The sequence below is a fragment of the Methylocaldum marinum genome (assembly GCF_003584645.1).
GTDB lineage: Bacteria > Pseudomonadota > Gammaproteobacteria > Methylococcales > Methylococcaceae > Methylocaldum > Methylocaldum marinum.
In genome coordinates this window covers 2,761,798-2,784,595 of record NZ_AP017928.1, presented here as the reverse complement: position 1 = coordinate 2,784,595, position 22,798 = coordinate 2,761,798, and the positions used below count along the sequence as shown (strand labels likewise).

The 22,798-nt window shown below is 56.5% G+C and carries 17 protein-coding genes; 7 read left to right on the top strand and 10 right to left on the bottom strand.

Annotated elements, in window-relative coordinates; translation table 11 throughout:
* Nucleotide 1 precedes the first annotated feature (1 nt).
* Genes sufC through sS8_RS12145 form a run of 3 tightly spaced genes read right to left on the bottom strand, consistent with a single transcriptional unit; the run spans nucleotide 2 to nucleotide 2,731 of the window.
* Entirely contained in the window at nucleotides 2-760 is a 759-nt protein-coding gene (gene sufC, locus sS8_RS12155) for a Fe-S cluster assembly ATPase SufC (protein WP_119629863.1), read from the bottom strand.
* Between the two features lie 45 nt (nucleotides 761-805).
* Nucleotides 806-2,251 (bottom strand): Fe-S cluster assembly protein SufB, encoded by a 1,446-nt coding sequence (sufB, locus tag sS8_RS12150; RefSeq protein WP_119629862.1) that lies wholly within the window; start codon nucleotides 2,249-2,251, stop codon nucleotides 806-808.
* 18 nt (nucleotides 2,252-2,269) lie between these two features.
* Nucleotides 2,270-2,731: an SUF system Fe-S cluster assembly regulator gene (locus tag sS8_RS12145; protein ID WP_119632753.1), complete on the bottom strand. Its 462-nt coding sequence runs from the start codon at nucleotides 2,729-2,731 to the stop codon at nucleotides 2,270-2,272.
* A gap of 226 nt (nucleotides 2,732-2,957) precedes the next feature.
* Here sS8_RS12145 and sS8_RS12140 point away from each other — a divergent pair, with 226 nt between their 5' ends.
* The 6 genes from sS8_RS12140 (at nucleotide 2,958) to sS8_RS12115 (ending at nucleotide 9,040) form a co-directional block, all read left to right on the top strand.
* Complete coding sequence (locus tag sS8_RS12140; RefSeq protein WP_119629861.1) at nucleotides 2,958-4,667, top strand: L,D-transpeptidase family protein; 1,710 nt, start codon at nucleotides 2,958-2,960, stop codon at nucleotides 4,665-4,667.
* Nucleotides 4,668-4,796: 129 nt separating this feature from the next.
* Nucleotides 4,797-5,261 (top strand): MarR family winged helix-turn-helix transcriptional regulator, encoded by a 465-nt coding sequence (locus tag sS8_RS12135; RefSeq protein WP_119632752.1) that lies wholly within the window; start codon nucleotides 4,797-4,799, stop codon nucleotides 5,259-5,261.
* A 215-nt stretch (nucleotides 5,262-5,476) separates the two neighbouring features.
* Nucleotides 5,477-6,112 carry a YceI family protein gene (locus sS8_RS12130; RefSeq protein ID WP_170161061.1) on the top strand — a complete coding sequence of 212 codons (636 nt, stop codon included), beginning with the start codon at nucleotides 5,477-5,479 and terminating at the stop codon, nucleotides 6,110-6,112.
* A 61-nt stretch (nucleotides 6,113-6,173) separates the two neighbouring features.
* Nucleotides 6,174-7,067 (top strand): hypothetical protein, encoded by an 894-nt coding sequence (locus sS8_RS12125; protein ID WP_145986514.1) that lies wholly within the window; start codon nucleotides 6,174-6,176, stop codon nucleotides 7,065-7,067.
* Between the two features lie 28 nt (nucleotides 7,068-7,095).
* A complete protein-coding gene (locus sS8_RS12120; protein ID WP_119629858.1) occupies nucleotides 7,096-7,581 on the top strand; it encodes a VOC family protein in 486 nt (161 codons plus the stop codon).
* A complete protein-coding gene (locus sS8_RS12115; RefSeq protein WP_119629857.1) occupies nucleotides 7,559-9,040 on the top strand; it encodes a UbiD family decarboxylase in 1,482 nt (493 codons plus the stop codon). Before sS8_RS12120 ends, sS8_RS12115 begins: the two co-directional genes overlap by 23 nt.
* A gap of 375 nt (nucleotides 9,041-9,415) precedes the next feature.
* Here sS8_RS12115 and sS8_RS12110 read toward each other — a convergent pair whose 3' ends face one another.
* Nucleotides 9,416-11,503: a multicopper oxidase family protein gene (locus sS8_RS12110; RefSeq protein ID WP_197716745.1), complete on the bottom strand. Its 2,088-nt coding sequence runs from the start codon at nucleotides 11,501-11,503 to the stop codon at nucleotides 9,416-9,418.
* 898 nt (nucleotides 11,504-12,401) lie between these two features.
* On the opposite strand from sS8_RS12110, the gene sS8_RS12105 reads away from it, so the two are divergent.
* Nucleotides 12,402-13,304, top strand: coding sequence for a sugar phosphate isomerase/epimerase family protein (locus sS8_RS12105; RefSeq protein ID WP_119629856.1), 903 nt, complete (start codon nucleotides 12,402-12,404; stop codon nucleotides 13,302-13,304).
* Between the two features lie 461 nt (nucleotides 13,305-13,765).
* On the opposite strand, the gene sS8_RS12095 is transcribed toward sS8_RS12105, so the two are convergent.
* The 6 genes from sS8_RS12095 to recB form a co-directional block, all read right to left on the bottom strand.
* A complete protein-coding gene (locus sS8_RS12095; RefSeq protein WP_119629854.1) occupies nucleotides 13,766-14,353 on the bottom strand; it encodes a YcbK family protein in 588 nt (195 codons plus the stop codon).
* Nucleotides 14,354-14,649: 296 nt separating this feature from the next.
* On the bottom strand, nucleotides 14,650-15,330 hold the full coding sequence (gene mtnC, locus sS8_RS12090) for an acireductone synthase (protein ID WP_119629853.1): 681 nt from the start codon (nucleotides 15,328-15,330) through the stop codon (nucleotides 14,650-14,652).
* Complete coding sequence (locus sS8_RS12085) at nucleotides 15,327-15,887, bottom strand: 1,2-dihydroxy-3-keto-5-methylthiopentene dioxygenase (protein ID WP_119629852.1); 561 nt, start codon at nucleotides 15,885-15,887, stop codon at nucleotides 15,327-15,329. Before sS8_RS12085 ends, mtnC begins: the two co-directional genes overlap by 4 nt.
* Nucleotides 15,884-16,498: a methylthioribulose 1-phosphate dehydratase gene (locus sS8_RS12080; RefSeq protein ID WP_119629851.1), complete on the bottom strand. Its 615-nt coding sequence runs from the start codon at nucleotides 16,496-16,498 to the stop codon at nucleotides 15,884-15,886. The genes sS8_RS12085 and sS8_RS12080 overlap by 4 nt, the downstream gene beginning before the upstream one ends.
* A 73-nt stretch (nucleotides 16,499-16,571) precedes the next feature.
* Nucleotides 16,572-18,362, bottom strand: a complete 1,791-nt coding sequence (recD, locus tag sS8_RS12075; RefSeq protein WP_170161059.1) for an exodeoxyribonuclease V subunit alpha — start codon at nucleotides 18,360-18,362, stop codon at nucleotides 16,572-16,574.
* 320 nt (nucleotides 18,363-18,682) lie between these two features.
* The gene (gene recB, locus sS8_RS12070; RefSeq protein ID WP_170161058.1) at nucleotides 18,683-22,330 is read right to left on the bottom strand and encodes an exodeoxyribonuclease V subunit beta; all 3,648 of its coding nucleotides are present in this window, start codon (nucleotides 22,328-22,330) and stop codon (nucleotides 18,683-18,685) included.
* Nucleotides 22,331-22,798 lie beyond the last annotated feature (468 nt).

The following is a 22,798-nucleotide window of genomic DNA, read 5'->3' as shown; positions in this document are numbered from 1 at the left end:
ATCAGGCACCCGCGGATGTCAGTTGATCAACCCAGCCGTAGCCTTTCTTTTCCAGTTCCAGTGCCAGGCCGGCGTCGCCCGATTTGGCGATTCGGCCGTGCGCAAGCACATGAACATAGTCCGGCTTGATGTAGTTGAGCAGGCGCTGGTAATGGGTGACCAGGATGAAGGAGCGGTTCGGCGTACGCAGGGAATTCACGCCTTCCGCCACTAGCCTGAGCGCGTCGATGTCGAGCCCGGAGTCGGTTTCGTCGAGAATGCACAGGCTCGGTTCGAGTACCGCCATCTGGAGGATTTCGTTGCGCTTCTTTTCCCCGCCGGAGAAGCCTTCGTTGACGCCGCGGTACAGGAATTGTTCATCCAGGTTCACGGCCTTGATCTTCTCCTTGACCAGTTTCAGAAAATCCATCGCGTCGACTTCGCTCAGGCCCCGATGTTTGCGGATGGCGTTCAGGGCGGCTTTCAAGAGATAAATATTGCTGACGCCGGCGATTTCCACCGGATATTGAAAGGCGAGAAAAACGCCTTCCCGGGCGCGCTCTTCGGGTTTCATCTCCAGAAGATTCCGGCCAAGGTAGCTCACGGTTCCTGCGGTGATTTCATAACCCGCGCGGCCGGCGAGCACGTGCGACAAGGTGCTTTTGCCGGAGCCGTTTGGTCCCATGATGGCGTGAACCTCGCCGGGTTTGATGTCCAGGGTGATGCCCTTGAGGATGGGCTTGTCGTCGACCCGGACGTGGAGATTCTCGATCTTGAGCATGACTGACTTACCTAGATTTGTCTGTTGAATTGGCCGGCCGGGATACTAGCCTACGCTGCCTTCCAAACTGATTCCCAAGAGTGCCTGGGCTTCCACGGCGAATTCCATGGGCAATTCCTTGAACACCTGCTTGCAGAAGCCGTTCACGATCATCGAGACGGCATCCTCGGCGGACAGGCCGCGCTGCATGCAGAAGAACAGCTGGTCCTCGCTGATCTTGGATGTGGTGGCTTCGTGTTCCACCTGCGCCGTGGGCTGCTTGACCTCGATGTAGGGGAAGGTATGCGCGCCGCAGCGATCGCCGATCAGCAGCGAGTCGCACTGGGTGTAATTGCGTGCGTTCTCGGCCGATTTCAGGATTTTCACCAGGCCGCGATAGCTGTTCTGGGCGCGGCCGGCGGAAATTCCCTTGGAAATGATAGTGCTCTTGGTGTCCTTGCCGAGGTGGATCATCTTGGTGCCGGTATCCGCCTGCTGGCAATGATTGGTCACCGCCACCGAGTAGAATTCGCCGACCGACTCGTCTCCGCGCAGGATGCAACTCGGGTATTTCCAGGTGATGGCCGATCCCGTTTCCACCTGGGTCCAGGAAATCTTGGATTTGCGGCCCCGGCAATCGCCCCGCTTGGTGACGAAGTTGTAGATGCCGCCCCGGCCTTCCTCATCGCCCGGATACCAGTTCTGCACGGTCGAATATTTGATCTCGGCGTTGTCGAGGGCCACCAATTCCACCACCGCGGCGTGGAGCTGGTTCTCATCCCGCATCGGGGCGGTGCAGCCTTCGAGATAGCTGACGTAAGAACTTTCTTCGGCAATGATGAGGGTGCGTTCGAACTGGCCCGTCTTGGCGGCGTTGATGCGGAAATAGGTGGACAGTTCCATCGGGCAGCGCACGCCTTTCGGGATGTAGACAAAGGAGCCGTCCGAGAATACCGCCGAATTGAGCGCCGCGAAGAAATTGTCGCCGGGTGGTACGACGCTGCCGAGGTACTGGCGCACCAGGTCGGGATGATTCTGGATCGCTTCCGACATGGAACAGAAGATCACTCCGGCCGACGCCAGCTTCTCCTTGAAGGTGGTCGCTACCGATACGCTGTCGAACACGGCGTCGATGGCGACGCCGGCCAGCCGTTCCTGCTCGTAAAGTGGGATGCCGAGCTTGTTGTAGGTTTCCAGCAGTTTCGGATCCACCTCGTCCAAGCTCTTCGGCTGTTCCTGAGTCTTCGGCGCCGAATAGTAGCTCACGGCCTGATAATCGATGGGACCATAGTGGACGAAAGCCCACTTCGGTTCCTTCATCTTAAGCCAGTGGCGAAAGGCTTCCAGCCGCCATTCGAGCATGAACTCCGGTTCGTTCTTCCTGGCCGAGATGGCGCGTATCACGTCCTCGTTGAGGCCGGGCGGCAGGGTGTCCGCCTCCAGATCGGTGACGAAACCGGGCGTATAGTCCTTCTTGATGAGTTTATCGAGGGTTTTCGCTGTCGCAGACATGACGTTTACTCCGCGTCTTTATCTCGGCTGATAGTGAAGGGTGCTGACCGGGATACGGATTTCCTCGGGCGCTTTCGTCAAGGGCATGACCATGTCGGCCAGGCTGACGGATTCGAGAGCGGTTCGGATCGCCCGGTTGATGACACCCCAGTTGCCCCGAATCTGGCACGACGAGGACTGCTGGCATTGATCATGTTCGAGTCCGCATTCCGTTAGGGCAATCGGCCCTTCGAGGGCGTAAATGATGGTCGCCACGCTGGTTTTGGCCGGCGGTCGGGTCAGCTGATAGCCGCCCTTGGCGCCGCGTGTGGATTTAAGAATGTCGGCTTTGGTCAAAATCTTTAGAATCTTGCTCACTGTCGGTATTGCGACTCCCGTCGAGTCGGCCAAATCGGTCGCGGCATATGTGCGTTCAGGTTCTCTGGCCATATGTCCCAGAACAATGATGGCGTAATCGGTTAATTTGCTGATGCGAAGCATGAAGCTACCTGTGTAATTGAGGACCATTTTAGTCCTATATAAATCCCAAGTAAAGAAGTAGGCTATTCTTGGGTTTGATCGATATTTTTGAGGCTGCAAGCATGATCTAAGTGTGGTTGAGCGATTCGCGTGTCTCAGGGAACAATCGTTCGGCGCTATACTGTTACGCAATCGCACCGAATAGCGCTGCAAAGACAGTTTTGTTGCCAATTAAGGAAAATACGTGATGACCAGAGTTTATCCATTCTTCGGGATTTTTCTTCAGCGTACTCTCGCTGCTTTAGCGTTCGGTTTCGGAGCCGTGGCTGTCGTTCTGGCCGATGGCGAGGCTCAGGAGTTCATCCCGGATACGCCGGCCATCCATATTCAAAGTCTCATCAAGGAAGCTGCGCACCCCAGGTTGCGATGGGGCAAGTTCCCCGATTATCAGGCACAGATGGAGCAGTTGTATCTTCAGAATGGCCTCATCCCATTATGGCTGAATGATGGAAAGCCCACTCGGCAGGCGCGAATATTGGTGGCGAGCTTGGAGGACGCGGATAACAGAGGCTTGAACGCTGCGGATTACGATGCCGAGCTTTTGAATCAATGGCTCGGTGAATTTGAGGGGACAGTCGCGAATCCGCGGGAAATCGCTTTCTTCGATGTGGCTCTGAGTCTCGCGACGATGCGTTATGTATCGAATCTTTATATGGGACGTATCAACCCTAATAATGTCGATTACGGACTCAGCGTAGAGCCCAAGCGAGTTGACTTGCCGAACTTGGTTCAGAAGGCGGCACAGAGCGAGAACCCGGATTCGATCATCAATGCTTTGGAACCCAAGTTTCCGATCTATGAGCGGCTGAAGGCGGCACTGCCCCGCTATCAGCGGCTGGCAAAGGAAATCGATTCCGTTCGGTTCTCGTTTCCGGCGAGATTCAGGCCGGGAGATCGCCATAAGGACGTACCACGTCTTAGGCACTTATTGCACGCTCTCGGGGATTTGGCGGAAATCGACCCGGCCACGGTGGACTCCCCGATCTATGAACCCGAATTAGCGAAAGCGGTCAAGCAGTTTCAGCAGCGCCACGGGCTGGCGACCGATGGTATTATCGGAAAGAATTCGCTGGCTCAGCTTAATTTTCCGCTTGCGGATAGGCTTCGCCAAATCCAGCTCGGATTGGAGCGGCTCCGCTGGTTGCCGGAACGGATTCCCGGCGACTATCTGGTCGTCAACATTCCATCATTCCAGCTTTTTGGCTTTAGGAACGGGGCGGCTTTCGGTCAATCCGATCTGCAGATGAACGTTATCGTCGGAGAGTCCGTCAACGGACGCCATACGCCCGTGTTCCACTCCGATATGACATACATCATCTTTCGGCCCTACTGGAATCTGCCGTATCGGATCACGGTCAAGGAGATGTTGCCGCAGATTCTCCGCAATCCCGGGTACTTGGCGAAGCATAATCTGGAGATTGTGGCAAATTTCTCGCCCAGCGCACCCGTTTATGAGCCGAACTTCAGAAACGTCGAGATGTTATCGACCGGTGCTCTCAAATTGCGGCAAAAACCGGGCCCCAAAAATGCACTGGGTTTGGTCAAGTTTGCGTTTCCCAACCACAACAACATTTATCTTCACAGTACGCCGTCGAAGGGATTGTTCAAAAAAGCCAGGCGCGATTTCAGCCATGGCTGTATCCGAGTGGAAGATCCGGTGGGTCTTGCGCAATTCATCCTCGCCGATCAGGGCGAATGGACCCGGGAACGGATCGAATCACTCATGAATGGCACTAGGCCGAGAACCGTTACCTTAAAGCAGGCCGTGCCGGTTTACATCTTCTATTCGACGGTGTTGGCGGACGAGTCGGGCAGCGTAAGCTTCTACAACGATATCTACGGCCACGACCTGGTCCTCAGTGACCTTTTGGCCAAAGGGTTTCCTTATCCGTCGTGACCTTCGACGGGATGATCCGTTGGCGGCCCGGCCGAACGACCCCCGAATGCGGTCAAAATTGTATGGGCCTGCGAGCTTGGGAACCGGCTCAGGCGCGCACGCCTCTACCAAAACAGGATGGTGGATCTCATGAACGGTAATGCGGCGAACCCGGGATCTCCAACCGATGAAGCGGCGAAGGAAGCTTTCATTCCGGCCATGCGCGAATTGGTTCGGGCATACCAGGCATTTGCCGCTTACTCTGCGGAGCACGTCCGGAAAATGGGGCTCACGCCCCCCCAGTTCGACGTCATCAGCACGCTGGGAAACACGACGGGAATGCCGCTTCACAAGCTGGCGGAAAAAACGCTCATTACCAAGGGAACCCTAACCGGTATCGTAGATCGGCTGGAGCAAAAAGGCTTGCTTCAGCGCGTAGTGCCCGCCGCAAACCGAAGGAGTTTTATTGCCGTCCTGACCCCTGAAGGCGAGCGGGTTTTCGAAGAGGTGTTTCCGGCGCACATGGCCTATCTCAAGAAACGCTTCGGTCAGCTCAGCGAGCGGGAACTGGAGCAGACTGAGATGGTTTTGGCGCGCTTGCGGGAGCTCTTCTGAAATAATTTTTATGCAAATAGTTTGTGTTAGGACTATTATGGTTAGGACATTTGTGTGCCTGTCGGTACAACATGACCGTAAATTCAGCCCGATCCTGCAGCGCGTTGCCTATGAAGGTCAGCGTCCAGAGTCGATACGCTTTTGTAGTCAATCTGAATCCGCGGTTCCGACCTCGTTACATCAATCAGCTTTTGAAAACTCGGAAGGAGATCATCATGAACAATCCTGTTTACACGTCGCGCAAATCCCGGTCAGCCTGTAGTCTTTCTTTAATCGCCGCTTTTTTCTTGCATACCGGGCCGGTCGCCGCCGAAGATGCCTACAAGGAGCAAACGGACAGCCCGGCCGGCACCTATCAAATCGACCCTGAGCACTCGTCAGTGCGCTTTACGGTGGGTCATTTGGGCGTAAGTGAGATGGAAGGCCGCTTCAACGCCATCAGCGGCAGCTTCAGCCTGGATCCCGCTAGTCCAGAACAAACCAAGGTATCGGTGGAAGTTCCGCTGAAAAGTCTCGACACCAACCACAAGCAGCGCGATAAGGATTTGTTGGGGCCGGATTTCTTCAATGCCAAGCAGTTTCCGACCATGTCGTTCACAGGCACCAAATTGGAGTGGCAAGACAAGAAGACTGGGCTACTGACCGGTAACTTGGTGCTGCACGGAGTGACAAAACCCGTCACCTTCGACCTGCGCCACGTCGGTGCCGGGTCGGATCCCTGGGGCGGCTACCGCTCCGGCTATGTCGCCACTACTACGATCAAGCGCAGTGATTTCGGCATGAAATACATGTTGAACGGCATCAGCGACACGATACAGGTACAGGTGAATATCGAAGGCAAGCGCAAATAAAGGGAACACGCATGCCGGCGGCACTAGCCGCCGGCACAAGTTGTCTAGCGGGGAGACGGTAATGAGCCTATTTTCTTCGTTCTTGGCAACCATGCTGCTGCGAACCATCGCCGTTCCAATAATGACCGTGCTGATTGGCATGACTATCGGCCGGATTGGAAGAGGGGTTCAATCATCGCGGCAATACTTGAAGATACTGAGCGGGGTTTCCGTAGGGGCAGGCTTTTTGGCGGCCTACGCGGCGATTTACGGTGGATTCGCGTTTCCGCCATTGCAGGTGTTAGACTGGATACCGCTTCTGCTGCTCGGGGTCTTGATCGTGTTTTCCATCGACGATGCCCGCAATTTTTCTCCGGGGGTGCGCGTAAGTCTGCAGGGCGTGTTTGCTTTATCGATGAGCAGTCTGCTGCTGTGGCCAGTCGTGAGCCAGATCGATTTCATGCGCACAACGTTTACCGTGTCCGGAGTCGCTGTGATATGGTTCGGGCTTTGGACGCATGCCGACCAGTCGGCGCAGCGGAATGCCATGAGCGGTGTTACGATTATCGCCGCGGCTGCCGGCGTAGCCGTCGTCTCAACCATAATGGGCAGCATACTGCTGGGGCAACTTGGTGCTGCGCTGGCGTCAGCGCTGAGTGGCTGGTTGCTGTGGCATTGTCTGCGTGTCCAGTGTCCGATGGGACATGCAGGCACGGCGGTGGCGATGGTGACCTTGGGGTGCTTGTTACTTGTCGCCCATTTTTATTCCGAACTGTCGATGAGCAGCAGCTTGCTGCTTCTGGCCGCCTTGGGGGCCAACCTGCCGGTTTCCCTTTTGCAGCGATCACAACCGGGATTGAGTACACAGCGTGCAGCTGTCCTGACCGGTCTGGCTGCGTTGGTGCCGGTCGCGATCGCCATAGCAATTACGGTGCTTTTCGATATGTCGGAAGACAGCGGCTATGGCAGGTACTGAATCAGGTTCGTGCGATAAACGGAAGGCCATGCTGATACACGGCATCAATCATATTGTGTTGAAGGTGCGCGACCTCGAGGCATCCGATCGGTTCTACCGGGAGATTCTGAATCTGAGGCTGGTGGGACAGCGTCCCGGAATGCGGTTTTATTCCGCTGGCGCTCATCATCATGATCTCGCACTGATGCAGGTGGGGACGGGGGCGGCGGTCCCCGCTTCGCGTGAGACCGGGTTAGCCCATTTTTGCCTGAACGTCGTCGATGAAGCTGCGCTTGTGGAACTTTACCGGAAATGTTTGGACGCCGGGATCGCCGTGTCGGATGGCGTGGATCACAGGGTGATGCGCGCATTTTATATCCTGGATCCGGACGGTCATGTGGTGGAGTTGGGTGTGGACATGCCGGTGGAGCACTGGGGGAGCGATCCCAACCCCTATTCGGTGGATAAACCGTATCCGCTTGACGTGGCTTCCCAAACGGAGAAGAAGAAAAATGCTCAAAGAAGAAGCGACTGACACATTGTCAGTCAATGACATCAAGGATTTGCGTTCTGCGCTGGCTTTCCTCGCAAGCAAGCCCGGGCAATTGCTGACCACCAAGAAGCTGGTGGATCCACACGGCGAATTGGCGGGCATTTATCGCAAGATCGGTGCCGGGACGCCGGTCGTTCCGCCGACCCGGATCGGTCCGGCCATGATATTCGAGAACGTGAAGGGATACGACATGAGGGTGGCGGTAGGGATACTCGCGAGCAGGGAAAGAACGGCATTGTTGTTGAACAGTTCTGTCGAAAGTCTGCCCTTCGCGCTGCTCGATGCGCTCAATCACCCCATCGCTCCCGTCACCGTCCCAGGCTCACATGCGCCTTGCCAGGAAAATGTGCATCTTGCGCCGCTGGACATCCGGACCCTGATACCAGCGCCTACCAATACCCTGCTGGACGCAGGTCCCTATTTCAATATGGGCTTGTTGCGGGCCGAAGATCCTGAGACCGGGGAAGCAGATGTCACCATACACCGATTGTGTGTCCAGGGGCCGGATCGTCTGACGGTTTATTTCGTCCCCGGGCGTCATATCGACCAGTTCCGTATGAAGGCCGAGCGTCTCGGACGACCGCTGCCGGTGTCCATCAATATGGGCCTGGATCCCGCAATATACGTTGGCGCCTGCTTTGAACCTCCTACTACGCCGCTGGGATTCGATGAATTAACGATCTCGGGCGGTTTGCGAAAGCGTCCGATCGAGCTGGTGGATTGCGTCTCGGTTGCCGCCAAGGCCATAGCACACGCGGAGATCGTGATCGAAGGCGAGATTCTACCCGGAGAGCGCATGCGCGAGGATATCAACACGAATACAGGGTACGCCATGCCGGAATTTCCCGGTTACCTCGGCAACGCGCAAGCCGAACTGCCGGTGATCCGTGTGACGGCAGTTACACACCGAAACAATCCTATCTTGCAGACGATCGTCGGCCCCGGTGAAGAACATGTCAACCTCGCTGGAATTCCCACCGAAGCCAGCATTTTGCAGCTTGTAGAAAAGAGCATGCCGGGACGGCTTCTGAATGTATACGCCCATTCTGCGGGCGGCGGAAAATATCTGGCGATTTTGCAATTCAGGAAATCGTCGATTCGGGATGAAGGACGGCAGCGACAAGCCGCGCTGGTTGCTTTTGCGGCATTCTCGGAACTGAAGCACGTGATCCTGGTGGACGAGGACGTCAATATTTTCGACAGCAACGATGTGCTTTGGGCCATGACCACTCGTTACCAGGGAGATGTCAGCACCGTGTTCATTCCCGGGGTACGCTGTCATCCTCTGGATCCATCCCAGACACCGCAATTCAGTCCGTCGATTCCGGCTGAAGGCATTTCCTGCAAAACAATCTTCGATTGTACGGTTCCCTATCACTTGCGCGATCAATTCGTGCGAGCCGACTTCGTGGACGTGAACGTCGAGGATTTACTGTCCTAGGGAAGTCATACGGAACACGGATGAAGCCTTGATCGAAAACATCCTTATTCGGGCGCGTCGGGCGCGGAAGAATTCGTAGACCGTCAGGATGGCGGAAAAATGAGGGCCGCGGCTACGATGCGGGCAAGACCGTCAAAGCCGATTCGATACCGGATGCGAAACTTAAGGAAGCTCTGGATAAGCCCTTTCCCTCTGGGAGAGGGCGGGTTGGGGCCTGTTGGATCAATCCGTTGCACAGGTCGCTTCTCCGAATTGGAGACTTGATCAGAGCTTGCTTAAGGTATCGAAGGGTTTCAGATCCGCCTTCGGAAGGCGTAGTCGGTGTGCGCCGGCCCGGAAAGATTCCCTGGCCCGGCGGTCCGGCGCACCGGCCGATTAGTGGTGGGCAGCGGCTGCGGTTCCGCCCTGGCCGTCCGGAATCCCGATGCGGACATTCTGCATCATGCCCTGGTCTTCATGATCGAGGATGTGGCAGTGCAGCACGAAATCACCAATGTAGCGCTGATAGCGAGTACGCACCACCAAGGTATAGATTCCGGTACCCGGATTAGAATTGCAGGTGTCGAACCCGATCAGGCTCTTGAGCCAGAGTGTGTCCTTCCACACGCCTTTCAGTCCGGGGTATTGCGGATCGATACAGCCGCCGGCATTGTCGATTTCACCGGGCGCACTGATATCCCTGCCGCTCGGATCGAGAATCTTGACGATCTGGAACGGATTGATGTGGATGTGGAACGGATGGCTGACGAAATGTGACTGCATTGTCCATTCGTCCACGCCGCCCAGGGTCAGGGTCCGATCAAAGTTGCTTGGATCGTAGGCCTGAAAGTCCGGGTTTGGTCCCAGGTCATTGCTGACCAAGAATTTGAAGTCAGGTGCGTTTGACACATCGATGAAAAAGCCCAGTTCCTGCGTGCCGGTGACCTCGCTGTCGGCGATGTCCGGATGCGGCGTGAAACGGGTAAGCTTCAGCCCGTCTTCGAGATCGGCCACGATCTGAGACCGGACCGATACCGGCATGGTGCGTCGGGCGGCGGTGACTAGCGCTTGTGTCAGGTAATCGTGGACGTCCTGGACTTTCCGGCCTGCACCGGCCACCACCACGCCCAGCAGTTGACGGCTCTCCGCCGCACCGCTGATGCTGCCCGCGGCCGGGGCGGATGTGTCGATCACGCAGTACGGGCCGGCTTCCGGGAAAACCACCAGGGCATCGCTGCGGTAGCCGGGCTGCAAGACCGTCACCGGAGTCTGCCAGGCCGCTGCCCGGGTCAGGCCGTCCTCGGCGATGACATGGAAGGGAATCGGATCGCCCACGCAGTTGTTCGCGATGAAGCGATCGGCATCCGCGGTTGTCAGCCTATTGACGTGGGACGAACCGGACTTGAGGCGCCGGAATTGCAGGCTGATGGTGTCGCGCACGCCGGCGTGGATCATCCGCCAGCGCTCGATCTCGCCGGCCCTGGCCTTGAAAGTCGGCAGAACGGCGCCGTTGATGCTGGTGTAGCGGCCGGACAGCGGCCAGCTGCCGGGGCCGAACTGGTCGTAGGATTCGATGCCGTGAATGCCGGTTTTGCTATTGGGACAATTCCAGACGACCTGGCCGTAGCTGTCTTTCAGAACGTTGCCGTATTCATCGAGACAGGCGTACTGGATCTGTTGCAGCACCAGCACTCTTTCCCGCAGGGGCTGGCCGTTGGGGTTTTTCAGCAGGGTGTCGATGTCGCCGTTGGCGGTATCGCTGGGCAGCCGGTCGCCCCGCACGATGAGGGCGCCAGCCATGCCGCTCGAGACCTGGAGCGCGGTCGAGCCGTGCAGGTGCGAGTGGTACCAGTAGGTCCCGGCGGGATGGTCCGGCGGAAGGTTGTACTCGTACTGAAAGCTCACTCCGGGATTGATCGTCAACAGCACGTTGTCGCTGTTGCCGGTCGGGCTGACCCACAAGCCGTGCCCGTGCAGGTTGGTGCTGTTGAAGCAATGTGGGGTATTGACATCGCCGTCGGGGGGAGGGCAGCTGGGATCGGCCGGCAGCTTATTGTTAAGCGTGATACGTACGGTATCGCCCGGCGTCACCTCGATGGTGGGTGCGACGAAGGGGCGGTTCGGATTGGTGTCGGTCCCGACGTAGCTGCGCAGACGCACCTTGTCGTACTTTCCGGTGGCCGGATTGTAAAGCTGGCTGTCGGTGTAGACGATGTTGAGGTCGAGCTCCCGCTCCATGCCGACCCTCGGCCCGGGCGTCGGACGCGGCATAAGGGTCATCCGGGACTGCGTACCCTCGCGGAGTTCGAGCCGGGGCGGATCTTCCACCACGCGCTCTTCGACCGCCGCGCGAGCGGGCGAGGCGCTCCAAAACGCGAGCGGAGCCAAGGCGGCTAGGGTGATCGTCGCAGTAGCGCCCGTATGGAAGACGGCGTCCCCCATGACATCGAGATGTCGACGAATCGTCTTGATTTTTTTGGTCATTGCTAGTCCTCACTCTTCGTATGGTTATTAAGTGATACCAGACCGGTTTCGGAATGGTGCTACCCAGCGGTCAGCGTCCGAGTTTCATCCTAAGGGTCGAAGATGAAAACGAAGCACGCTTGCCCTGCTGAAATGACGATCATTTCACGGGCTGTTTTCAGTTCGGTGCCGGAAGCTCCCGTGTGCCGCCGGCAAATGCAACGAATAGGGCAGCACGTGCCCAGGGCGTTCATCGGTGCGGCCTAAGGCGCAGGCTGACAAGCCGGGAAGGCCGCGCTAGCTTCGTACATGTCCATTTGCCGAACAAGGCACTAAGTCACTCGCCGAATGTGCGATGGTTCACTGAAATAAGGGCAAATCTGTGAGTATGGCTGGACGCCGGTGCGGAATCGCGACACCACGGCGTCGAACGGCGTGGTTTTCCGTGGAGGCCGCGGATGTCTACATTACCTGCGGTTCGGGAACTTTGGCTTTCCGAAGGAAGAACTTTGTTCTATCCCAAGATGGCGAACGAGGCGATTCAGAGCCCATCCCGCTGTCCATGCGGTCCGGTATTGCTCGAAAGACACCTCTGCACGAAACCACTGGCCAGGATTACCAAATTGCCGCCTTATTCTTGGCCGGGCTTGGCTGATCCCAATTTGTTGGAGTCGCGCGCGGAAATATTTCACAGAACGATACGACTCACGTCGTTAATCTTAGCCCAACTCTGATTCAGTCAGGGGGTCAACAACAGAAGGAATGGGTATTTTCTTCATAGGATGAATAGTGATTCCCGACATTCATGGAAGAAGAAAATCACCCGCCAATTCACGGCATGATTCTAATCTCAATGCCGAATTAAAAAATTGTTGGCGTCGTTCATTTAATTATTTGTGATTATTTCAATCCAGAGGTTATGAAAATGTTTTTAGATACGTCTATGAATCTGTGTACTTCAGTATTGCCGAAGTTTTCGTTTAACGAAGCCGTCGATATTGCAATCCATTCCGGGTATCAGGGCATCGAACTTCGGGTAAACGATAACTTCCATAAAAGCTTGGAAGATTTGGATCAGGAAGGATTCTTCTTGAGACGTAAACTTGAGCGTGCAGGATTAGCGGTTCCGGTATTGAACTCGTATTTACCGGTGGATGATGAAGGATCGGTCGATCAGTTGCTACAAGTCGCCGAGAAAATGGGGGTGCCGAAAGTACGGCTGGTATTGCCGAGAGGTTGTCACGCCAGTGTGGCAAGGCTCGCGCAGATCAACGAAATTATTCCTTCTTACGAGGCGCTGCAGGAACCGCAGGAATTGATGGTTTCATTGAGAAAAACGCTTAGACAACTCGAACGCAAGGCCTATAAGGCCGGTGTGCAGGTTCTGCTGGAGCTTCACTGGGGAACGGTCATGAGCAGTTTCAGCAGTGCTTTTTGTCTTGTAAACGACCTCGATCCGGACTGCGTTGCCATTACATTCGACCCGGCCAATATGATGGTGGAAGGCAAGGAGGACTGGGAGTTCGGCATCAAACTGATCCGTTCACACCTGGTCAACGTGCATGTCAAGAACATGAATTGGAAACAGACTTCTACCGGCTGGGCCTGGGGTTGGGCGCCTTTGAACCGCGGAATGGTGGATTGGAAAGAACTCATTTCCTTGCTCGAGCAGAATGGATATGCCGGTGACTATGCCATGGAAGACTTTCTGGTTCCCAATGCGGATAGGGAATCGGCGATCACCTATTTGCGGCAGGCACGTACCGAGTTCCATGAAGTTTTTCTTCGCGCAGCCGCTCCGAGGCATCTGGCTGCGAGTTGATTCAGGCGAGAGGTTTTTAGAAGTTTGCCTGTTATCGATGTTCGAGAGGATTGGAGATGCTTACAAAGATAAAATCCAAAACAACAAGAGGGCAACCCATTGAAACGACGGACGGACGTCACTATGGGATCGCTTGCGGCGAAATTCAGCGAGACCGGATGAGCCGTTACAAGAACGGTAAACGGCTCATCGTGAATGGATTTCTTGTGCTATTTGCAGGCGTGGAGTAAACCACGCCTTTTTTCTTTAGTTCTGAATACGGGATTCCGCTTGGTAACGGGTCGCTCAAGAGTCCGGGCAGTCTCTTTCGAGAAGTTCGATTCAGAAATTTTTTGTCCCTAACTCGGTTCCCGGGCGATCATCACCGCGTGTGACAAGTTTTCCCGACTTTCCGATAAAACGCAGCATTGCCCGAGCGATTCCATCACCTTCCTATTCCAACTCCGCTTCCTCGCTTTTCATTACCAAGAACGAACTCTGCCGGTATCCAAATGAACGAAGTTGGAGCGCCGATAATAGCCGACTCCGCCCTGTTGCAGAGCAAGGGCCGCTTTCTGGATCGTGCGTGTACTGACATCGCTCATACGAATATCGATCGCCTTGCCTTCCATATGCAAGCTGTGTTCGGCCACGCCATGTTTGATCTTTCGCAGCATCCGATTCGTTTCCGGAGACCGATATCCCGAGATCACCTGAAACGTGCCACGGCTCCTGGTGAAGACTGAAACGGCATATAGCAAATCGATCAAGGCCGGATCCACCGGGTGAATGGTATTGGTTCGGTGGTCCCTCAGAAAATGGCTGAACTGTCGCAAAGTTCGACGGTCGTAGTATTGTTGCGGGCAACAAAGGAGTGTTAATTCTTCGCCGGTATTCAGATTATGAAATGAGAGTTTGCGCTCTCTGCTTACAATTTTCGCAAATGCATCGGCCGAGGGTAAAAGCAGTGCCCCGACCGCGGCCATTCCGGCACGGGTTAGAAATGCTCGCCGCGATAGGCTATTACCGGGCATTTTATGCGGATCGTGAGAATTCATGTTAGTGCTCATATGCTAAGTTCCTTTTTGAATAAGGTCTTCGCATAGGCATCGACGAATTCTCCGTAGTCCCTTCTCCGCCACCAACGCACGGAGGCGGGGAATTCGTCGATGCCTGGGTGAACGGTACCCCGCTCACCGAAAAACCCGAACTTTACTTTTCGAGTCTCATTGAATCAAGTCTTAAATCCACCTCCTCGTGAAAAAGCATAGATCATACCAACGATCTGTGCTCCTAAATGGTTGTGATTCAATGCTTCACGGTTTCCTCGATATCGTCTCTACCTCTTCTTTAAATGCTTCTTTTCTCATGAAGAAATACTGATGGTGTCGAAATTCGCTGCCCGATTATAGGCGCTCGGATCCAAATCGGTGCCTTCGCGAACCAACTGGCATGTCAAAAAGCCGGCAGACTTGGCAGCGTCCAGTTCCCCGACAATGTCCGACAGGAACAGAATCGAGGCGGGCGGCAAACCGATCTGCCGAGCAATCGTCCGATAGGAGGCTTCTTCTTGCTTCGGGCCGATCCGGGTGTCGAAATAGCCGGAAAACAGCGGCGTCAAATCGCCGTATTCGGTATGTCCGAACAGGAGTTTCTGGGCGTGAACGGAACCGGACGAGAAAACGTAAAGATCAATGCCCTGAGCCTTCCATTCCTTTAGCTTGCGCATGGCGTCCTCATAGATGTGACCGCAATAGTCCCCATTGCGGTATCCGTCTTCCCAGATCATCCCCTGCAATGCTTTGAGGGGCGGTGCTTTTCGATCCTCGTCGATCCAGCGAATAAGCTGTTCGGCGACCGCTTCCGTACTGAGCTCCATTCCGCAGAGCGTACGCGCCTCGTGCAACAGCTTCGCGACATCCGGATCGGCGGCATGGTGAGCGACGAAGCTCATCATACGCTCGCGGGAATAGGGGAACAAGACATCTTTGACGAAGGATATCGACGAGGTGGTTCCTTCGATATCGGTCAAAATCGCGCGGATCATACGTATTGGGCCAAATATTGTTCGAGTTTGGGAAAGGCCTCCGCAATCTTGCTGCCGGTGAACTGGGCGATCCAGCCTTCGGGCGAGGTGAACAAGCGGATTGCCTTGAGATCCGGATTCTCGCCCATGTCGAACCAGTGCCTGATGTGCGCCGGGACGCTGATGAGGTCGCCTTGCTCGCACAGCAGTATGTAGACTCTGTCGTCGGGATGCAGATAAAAAAGTCCTTTTCCATCAACGAAGAAACGCACCTCGAAATCGTCATGAGTATGCTCGCTAAGAAATTTGGCGCGTAATTCCGCCTTTTGCGGAAGATCAGGTCGAACGTTGATTACGTCGACCGAACGAAATTCGTAGCGATCGATCAGCCGATCGATGGATGGACGATAGGCCGAAATGATGGACTCCTGGTCGGCGTCGGGCAAAAGTTCCTGGTCGGCAGTCCAGCGCTCGAACAGTACGCCGATTTCCCATAGCTTCTGGGCGATGGCTTCGGGCTCGCGGATGATCTCAACATCTTCCGGGCGATTTTCGGGATGAACGGTCAGCAAGCTCATGGCTTTCCTCCTCCGTGTAAGCGAATTTCGAGATCAAATAGAAATTCGAGGGCTTCGACATGGCGCAGAGCGTCTTTCACCGAGGCTCCCCAGGTATAGAACCCGTGGCCGGCAAGGACATAACCGTAAATGTCGCCATGGAGTTCGATGTATTCGTCGACCTTCAGCGCCAGCCGGGAAATATTCTGGTCATTGGGAAAGATCGGGATAACGATGCGGATTTCATGGGTGTCGATTCCCGGCAGGGCTTTCAGCAATTCGTAGTTCTCGAGCACCAGTTCGTCGAGGAAAAATCGCGAAAGCAGGGTGGCACTCGGTGTATGCGGGTGCAGCACGGCACCGACACCGGGGTAGCGGCGATAGAGCGATGTATGCAGCAATGTTTCGGCCGACGGTTTTCTCCCGTCCAGCGACCGGCCTTCGGCGTCGATCAACATGATGTCGTCGAGGGACAGTTCGCCTTTATGCCTTCCCGAAACAGTGATGGCGATGCGCCCGTCGCCGAGCCGGGCGGAAAAATTTCCGCTGGTTGCGGGCGCCCAGCCCTGGCCGTGTATATAGCGTCCCGCTTCGATCAGCTCATAGGCGCGCTGCTGGAATTCGTCGTGCATGGATCAAATCTGCCGTGCAGCAAAGTTTGGCATTGTAGTCTTCCGGAATTCCCGGCTCAATCCGAAGGTTTTCTCAGGCATGATTCCAAAGTCGCTCGCGAAATCCCGAGGACCGCTCGGGAACCCGTTTGATGGCATCTTCCAAAATCTTCCGTGAACTATGAATTTCGGCCCGATGCCGCGCCCGGGTGATAGCCGTGTAAATTAAAGGGCGGTCCAGCACCGGACTTTCGACATCCGGTAACGCCAACACGATTTCGTCAAATTCCGATCCCTGGCTTTTATGAACGGTCATGGCGTAAACGGTTTCGTGTTCGGGTAGGCGTGCCGGTGAAAACCCCCGGATATGGCCATCGGCGTCCTGGAAAAAGACCCTGAGCCCTCCGGCCGTTGCCATTGCCACGCCGATATCGCCGTTGAAGAGGCGGAGATCGTAATCGTTGTTGGTTACGATGACCGGGCGGCCGGGGTACCATCGGCTCTCGCGGCGTAATCGGCGCCGCGTGTATAGCTGCTCCTCGAACCGAAAGTTTATGCCTGCCGCCCCGCTATCGCCCTCCCGATGGGCGGTGAGCACCCGGAAACGTCCGAACAGCCGCAGAATTTCCCTGGCTTCGGCACCCAAGTCCACAGCCGTGAAAAATGCCTGATAGCCGATTTCCATCCTTCGGACCAGGTCCGCTCCGCCGCCGGGCCGCGTCGGCTCCCAGTGAATATCGGAATGGCGACCGTCGACGAGCAGTGCGATCGCTTCTTTGGCGCGCCCTGCGTTGATCATTCGCGCCAGTTGGCCCACACCGCTGGCCGACCCGAAACGATGGCTTTGAGTGAGAATCGCGATACAGTCGGACAAGGCCGGCGTGAACAGGTCGCCCGACGGGATGTTGACACCCGATGCCGCGTAAAGCTGTTCGCAGAAGGCCGGACTATAGCCCGACACTTCACAGAGATCGCCGAACACCGCTCCGGGTTCCACGGCTGCCAGTTGATCCTTGTCCCCCAGCAAAATCAGGCGGGCGCTCTTGGGTAGGGCATCCGTCAGCTTAGCCATCAGTGCCAGGTCGATCATCGATGCCTCATCCACCACCAACACGTCCAGCGGCAGCGGATTTTTCCGGTTATGGCGAAAATAAACGGAGTCGGGTTTCGCGCCCAGCAGCCGATGCAATGTGGAGGCGGTTTCGGGGAGCACGTCGAGTACGGCTTGCGGCACCGGCAGTTTTGCCTTCTGTTCGCGTATCGACTCCTGAAGCCGTGCCGCCGCTTTGCCGGTGGGCGCGCTCAGCGCGATGCGCAGCGGCTTTTCTCCGGGCCGGGACTGGAGCGCGGCGAGTATCCGGACCACGGTGGAAGTCTTTCCCGTTCCGGGCCCCCCGGAGATGACGCAGAACCGCCGCAACGTCGCCACGGCCGCAGCCAGCTTTTGCCGATCGGGCACCTCGGTATTGTGTGCGAAAAGCCGGTCGAGTTCGGCGCGAAGCTCGGCCAAATCGATTTCCGGAGATGGGCTTTCCGCGCGAGATCTCAAGTTGTCCGCCAATGTCTTCTCGTAGTGCCAGTAACGGGTCAAATAAAGGCGGTTGTTCGCCTCCAGGATGAGCGGCGCGAATCCGCCGGGAGCTCCGACCAGCCTGGATTTTCGTATCCTGGACAGCCAATCGGCGAGATCGGGCAGAGTGATGATCTCATCACCGTTCTCGCTGACTGCATCGGAGCCGGCATAGTCGTTCAGACAAATGCAGACGTGGCCTTCGGTGACGGCCTGATAAACCAATTGCATCGCACGAATGACCGCGTCATCCGCGGTGTCGTCCAGCCGCCCCAAATACGCGGCGAACTGCTTCCCCAGCGGCGAAAGCTTCACAAGCGGCTTCGTTGCCGGGGCCGGTTTGGCCGATGACGAACGGGCGGATGAATATGACGAGGCAGTGCCGGCGTCCGGGGTCATGAGGTTGTTGCTCGAAGTGAGGGATGACCTATTTTCGCCGTATTTTGCCTAATGAACAGTCCCGCCATTGGTCGGTATGCACATATTTCGCGATGGGTACGGCTTTCAATCCGGTGGCCTTCGGTCCTCCAGCGCTTCCGGCCACGCGGTTAAACCAGCGAATCGCGAGCGTATCAGAACGGTTGCGGCACCTCAAAAGTCGGTTCGCCGGCGTCTTTATATAACCCCACTCTATTTCACGATGTTCCGATCAAGAGGGCGCTCAGCGTCTTAATTAACTGCAAGTTCGGCCTGTCCCGGAAAACTCCGGTTTTCTGTCCGGGAGCGATACCTCGGAGAAACAGGTAATAGGCTCCGCCGAAATGGGTTTCGTACTGATAAGTCGGCAACCGTTGCTCGAGGTATCTGTGGAGAGCGACGGTATAGATCAGATATTGAAGGTAATAATGCTCGCGGGCCATTGCGGAGGCCAGGCGGTCCGATGCGTAATCGGTATATGTGTTGCCTAGCCAGTTGGATTTCCAGTCCAGCAGATAATAGCGGCCGCTTGCTTCGAATACCAAATCGATGAAGCCTTTCATATAGCCTTCGATATACTTGAAGTCGAGCAGTCGGGCGGCCTCGGCATAGCGCGGATCGAACTGGAAACCGGGATTAGCCAAAGTTTCTCGTAGCATCTCGGAATTCCCTCCGCGCAAGACATAGGTGAATTCCATTTCGACCAGCCGCTTTTCCGGCAGAGTATCGGAGAGCCGGAGTCCGCTCTCGTCGAGCGGTGTATCGAGCGCGGTTTCGATGGCCTCGCGAACGGTCGGGGTCCAGTGATCGTCGATACCGTGAGCTTTCAACTTACGGCGAACGAGTTCGCCGAGCGATTCGGAGTCGCGGCAGGCGAAATCCCATTCTTCGAGAATCGCGTGCAGGCATGATCCGGCTCTGGCTCCACGGGGAAAGGCGAATATGGAATCTCCCGGTGCTTCGGGTAAATCGGAATCGGGCAGAAGGTCGTAATCCGGTGCTTCGCTATGTCGCCCGGTAATCAATCCGGAAAAGCTGCTCATGCGCCAATTCGGGTAAAGCGGTGCACGGCGAAAGGGGCGAGTGGTCAGCGTCGTGTCGTTTCCAGGTTTTCTGGCCTGGTAACGGACTGGGCGGGTTTCGGCAAAGGCAACGCTCACGCAGCCGGAGGCTTGGTTCGCGAAACGGCGGATATCGGCCGCGATGAGATCGGTATCCGCTTCCAGCAGCCGGGTCTCCAGTGCTGCCGGCGGGTCGTCATCCGGTGTCGCCGAGCCCCCATGCAGCAGCCAGGCCATGGCGGTCGAGTGAAAGCCTTCGGTTTTGTCGCGGCCATTGCGAACATTGCCCCAAACGACATAGCAGCGGTATACGGCACGGGTGAGTGCAACGTAAAGCAGGCGCAGGTTTTCCGACATTTCTTCAAGAATGGCTTGCCGGCGGTTTTTCTCCAGCTGCGCCGAGCCGAGGTCCAAAACCGACTCGCCGTTACTATGCAGTAACACGGATTGTGCTTTTCGCTGCCGCAGCCGTCCATCCCAGAGAAACGGACAGAACACCATCGGGTATTCGAGCCCCTTGCTGGTGTGAATGGTCACGATTTTTACGCGCTTGGCATCGCTTTCCAGCCGCAGCAAGGCCGTTTCGTCATTTTTCGACGGATTTCGGATAGCCCGGCCGAACCAGCCCAGCAGGGTATCGATGCTGGACTTCTTGCGGCTCTCCACTTGCAGTAATTCGGCCAGGTGCAGAAGATTGGTCAGCCGTCGCTCGCCGTCGCGGAATTTCGGCAAATGGTCGGTGATGCGGGCATCTTCGAACCAGCGCCGGAACATCGGCATGAAGCCTTCGCTCAGCCAGATATGGTGGTACGCCTGGAAGCGGTCGAAGACCGCTTCCCAGGCGTCTTCGTCCCGTTGCAGCTCGAAAATTGCGTTCGCCGTACAGTCCATGAGTTTGGTCGCCAATGCGGCCTTGATCAGCGGTTCTCGCCCCGGCTGTGCGACTGCTTGCAAGACCAGCTCGAGCTCCGCCGCTTCGGAAGTGGAAAACACATTCTCCTGCCCCTGGCGCACGCTGGGTACGCCATAGGCTGTCAAGGTGTCTTCCATCAAGCGCGCCTGAACATGGGTAGACACCAGTACGGCGATATCGCCCCCGTCGACATGCCGCTCACCCAGCCGGGCCTTGCCCTCGCTTGCGGCGTTGAGAAGCCGGGCGATCTCGAAGGTGGTTGCCAGTGCTGCAGTCCGACTTGCGCTGCCTTTCGCATAGGGCTGCTCCTTGCCCTGGTCGTCCTGCCCCGGCGGCAGCAACAGGAAACGGAACGGAACCGTATCGTCACCTTCGATATCCAGAATGGCACGCGACCTTGCGGCAGTTTTTACCTCCGGGTAGGGGATCGCGTCGAGCAGGAAGGGGCTTGGATGCCGAATGAACAGGGTGTTGACCGCAGCGATGAGATCCCGCTCGGAGCGCTGATTGGTCTTCAGGGTACGGCGGACGATGCGTTCGTTGCTCCGCGCTTCGAGGTAGCTGAAGATGTCGGCGCCGCGAAAGCCGTAGATCGCCTGCTTGGGGTCGCCGACGAAGAAGACCGGCGAGCCGCCGTCGCCGTAGACGCGCCGGAAGATACGATATTGGATAGGGTCGGTATCCTGGAATTCGTCGATCAGGGCGGCCCGGTATCGTCGGCGAACGGTTTCCGCCAGGCATTCGCCGTGTTCCGAGTCCAGGGCGGTGGCCAGCCGGTTCAGCAGGTCGTTGTAACAGACGACTTGCCGCACGCTCTTGCGCTGCTCCAATTCGGCGTTGCAGAACTCGATCAACCGCCGCTTGAGGCCTTGAAGGCGGGTTTCGAAACTTGAACGCAGTGCTTGGTCCGCATCGATGATGGAACGACAGCATTGGAAAAAAGGGTGCTGCGGAGGCTCGCAACCCTTTTTGACGGCGGTGGAAAGGAATTCCGGCGTCAGCCGTTGAAGGTTTCCGGGGAGCTCGATCAAGGGCGGGACTTCAGGCAACACCACCGGCTGCTGTGTTTGCTCCAGTGCCGATACCGGCCATCGGCCGAAAAATTCGGCGGTTTCGTCGAGCCAGCTCCGCAAGCTTTCCGGCTTGATGCGGGTTCGGTTGAAACCCGAATAGTCCAGCAGTAGCGACTCGATGGCAGTTCCTTGGGCATGCCAAACTTCCGCCGCTTCCAGCACGGCCCGGCTGAAACCTGCAATGGTATCCTCCTCGTCTGCCGGTACGACGGGCGCCTCGATTTTCAGGAACGGCTTACCCACATAAGGCTGAATTTCGCTCAGCCAAACATCGGGAGATTGATTCTTCTGAGCCAGGAAACCGGCCCAGGCCCCCGACGCAAGATAAACCTCGCTCCGCCAAAAATCGTCGACGATTTCCCTAAGCAAATCGGTTTCGTCCGGCATCAGTTCGCAATCGAAATCCATTCCCGATTCGAACGCGCTTTCGTTTAGAAGGCGCTGGCAGAAGCCATGAATAGTGTAGACCGCGGCCTCGTCGAACCCGCTGATCGCGTAGCCGAGACGGCGCATGGCGGGTTCTGCCCGGTCGCGGTATTGATCGACGATGCAGCGGCAGAATTCGTCTTCGCTGTCCCCGGTTTCGAAAGCGGAAAGAACCTCTCGCAACCGCTTGCGAATGCGATCCCGCAGCTCCGCTGTCGCCGCCTTGGTATAGGTCACCACCAGGATCTGATCCACGCTCAGACCGAGCTCGAGTATCAGCCGAACGTAAAGCCCTGAAATCGTCCAGGTCTTGCCGGTTCCGGCGCTAGCTTCGACCAGATTCAGTCCGGCGAGAACGGCGGTGTAAACGTCGAACTCGAAGGCGGGATCCATTGATGGTTGGCTGGAATTGAGCATGGGGCGGATTCAGTGATGGCCGTAGGGATACAGTTCGTTGCCAATGATAACGTTCTACGACATTTGAAATCCGCTGTCTCCCTCATCGTGTAGCGGAGCATAGACTTTGTGGGTCGTTTCCCTCGTCCTTTAAGGAAACTCTGATTACCAATAGTCAAGAAAGTAAAGCCACAGGAGCCCCTTCTCCCTCTGGGACAAATCGGCAGGGCGAGGCGCAACGCAACGAGCGGGCAGGTCAGGGATGGGCTACCCCGGACTCGCGAGCGAAGCGGGACAGCGTCGCGTGGCGAGGCCGATTTACTCGCCTCATTCCTGAGGCTCGCCCTTCGGGCCGTGCTTCGCACGTTCCCGTTCGCTCCCGGCGAACGGGAACGTGCGAGCGCCGATTGCGGAGTGATTGGGTTGGGGAGTGCGATTCGAATAGGGCTTTACTTTCTTTACGCA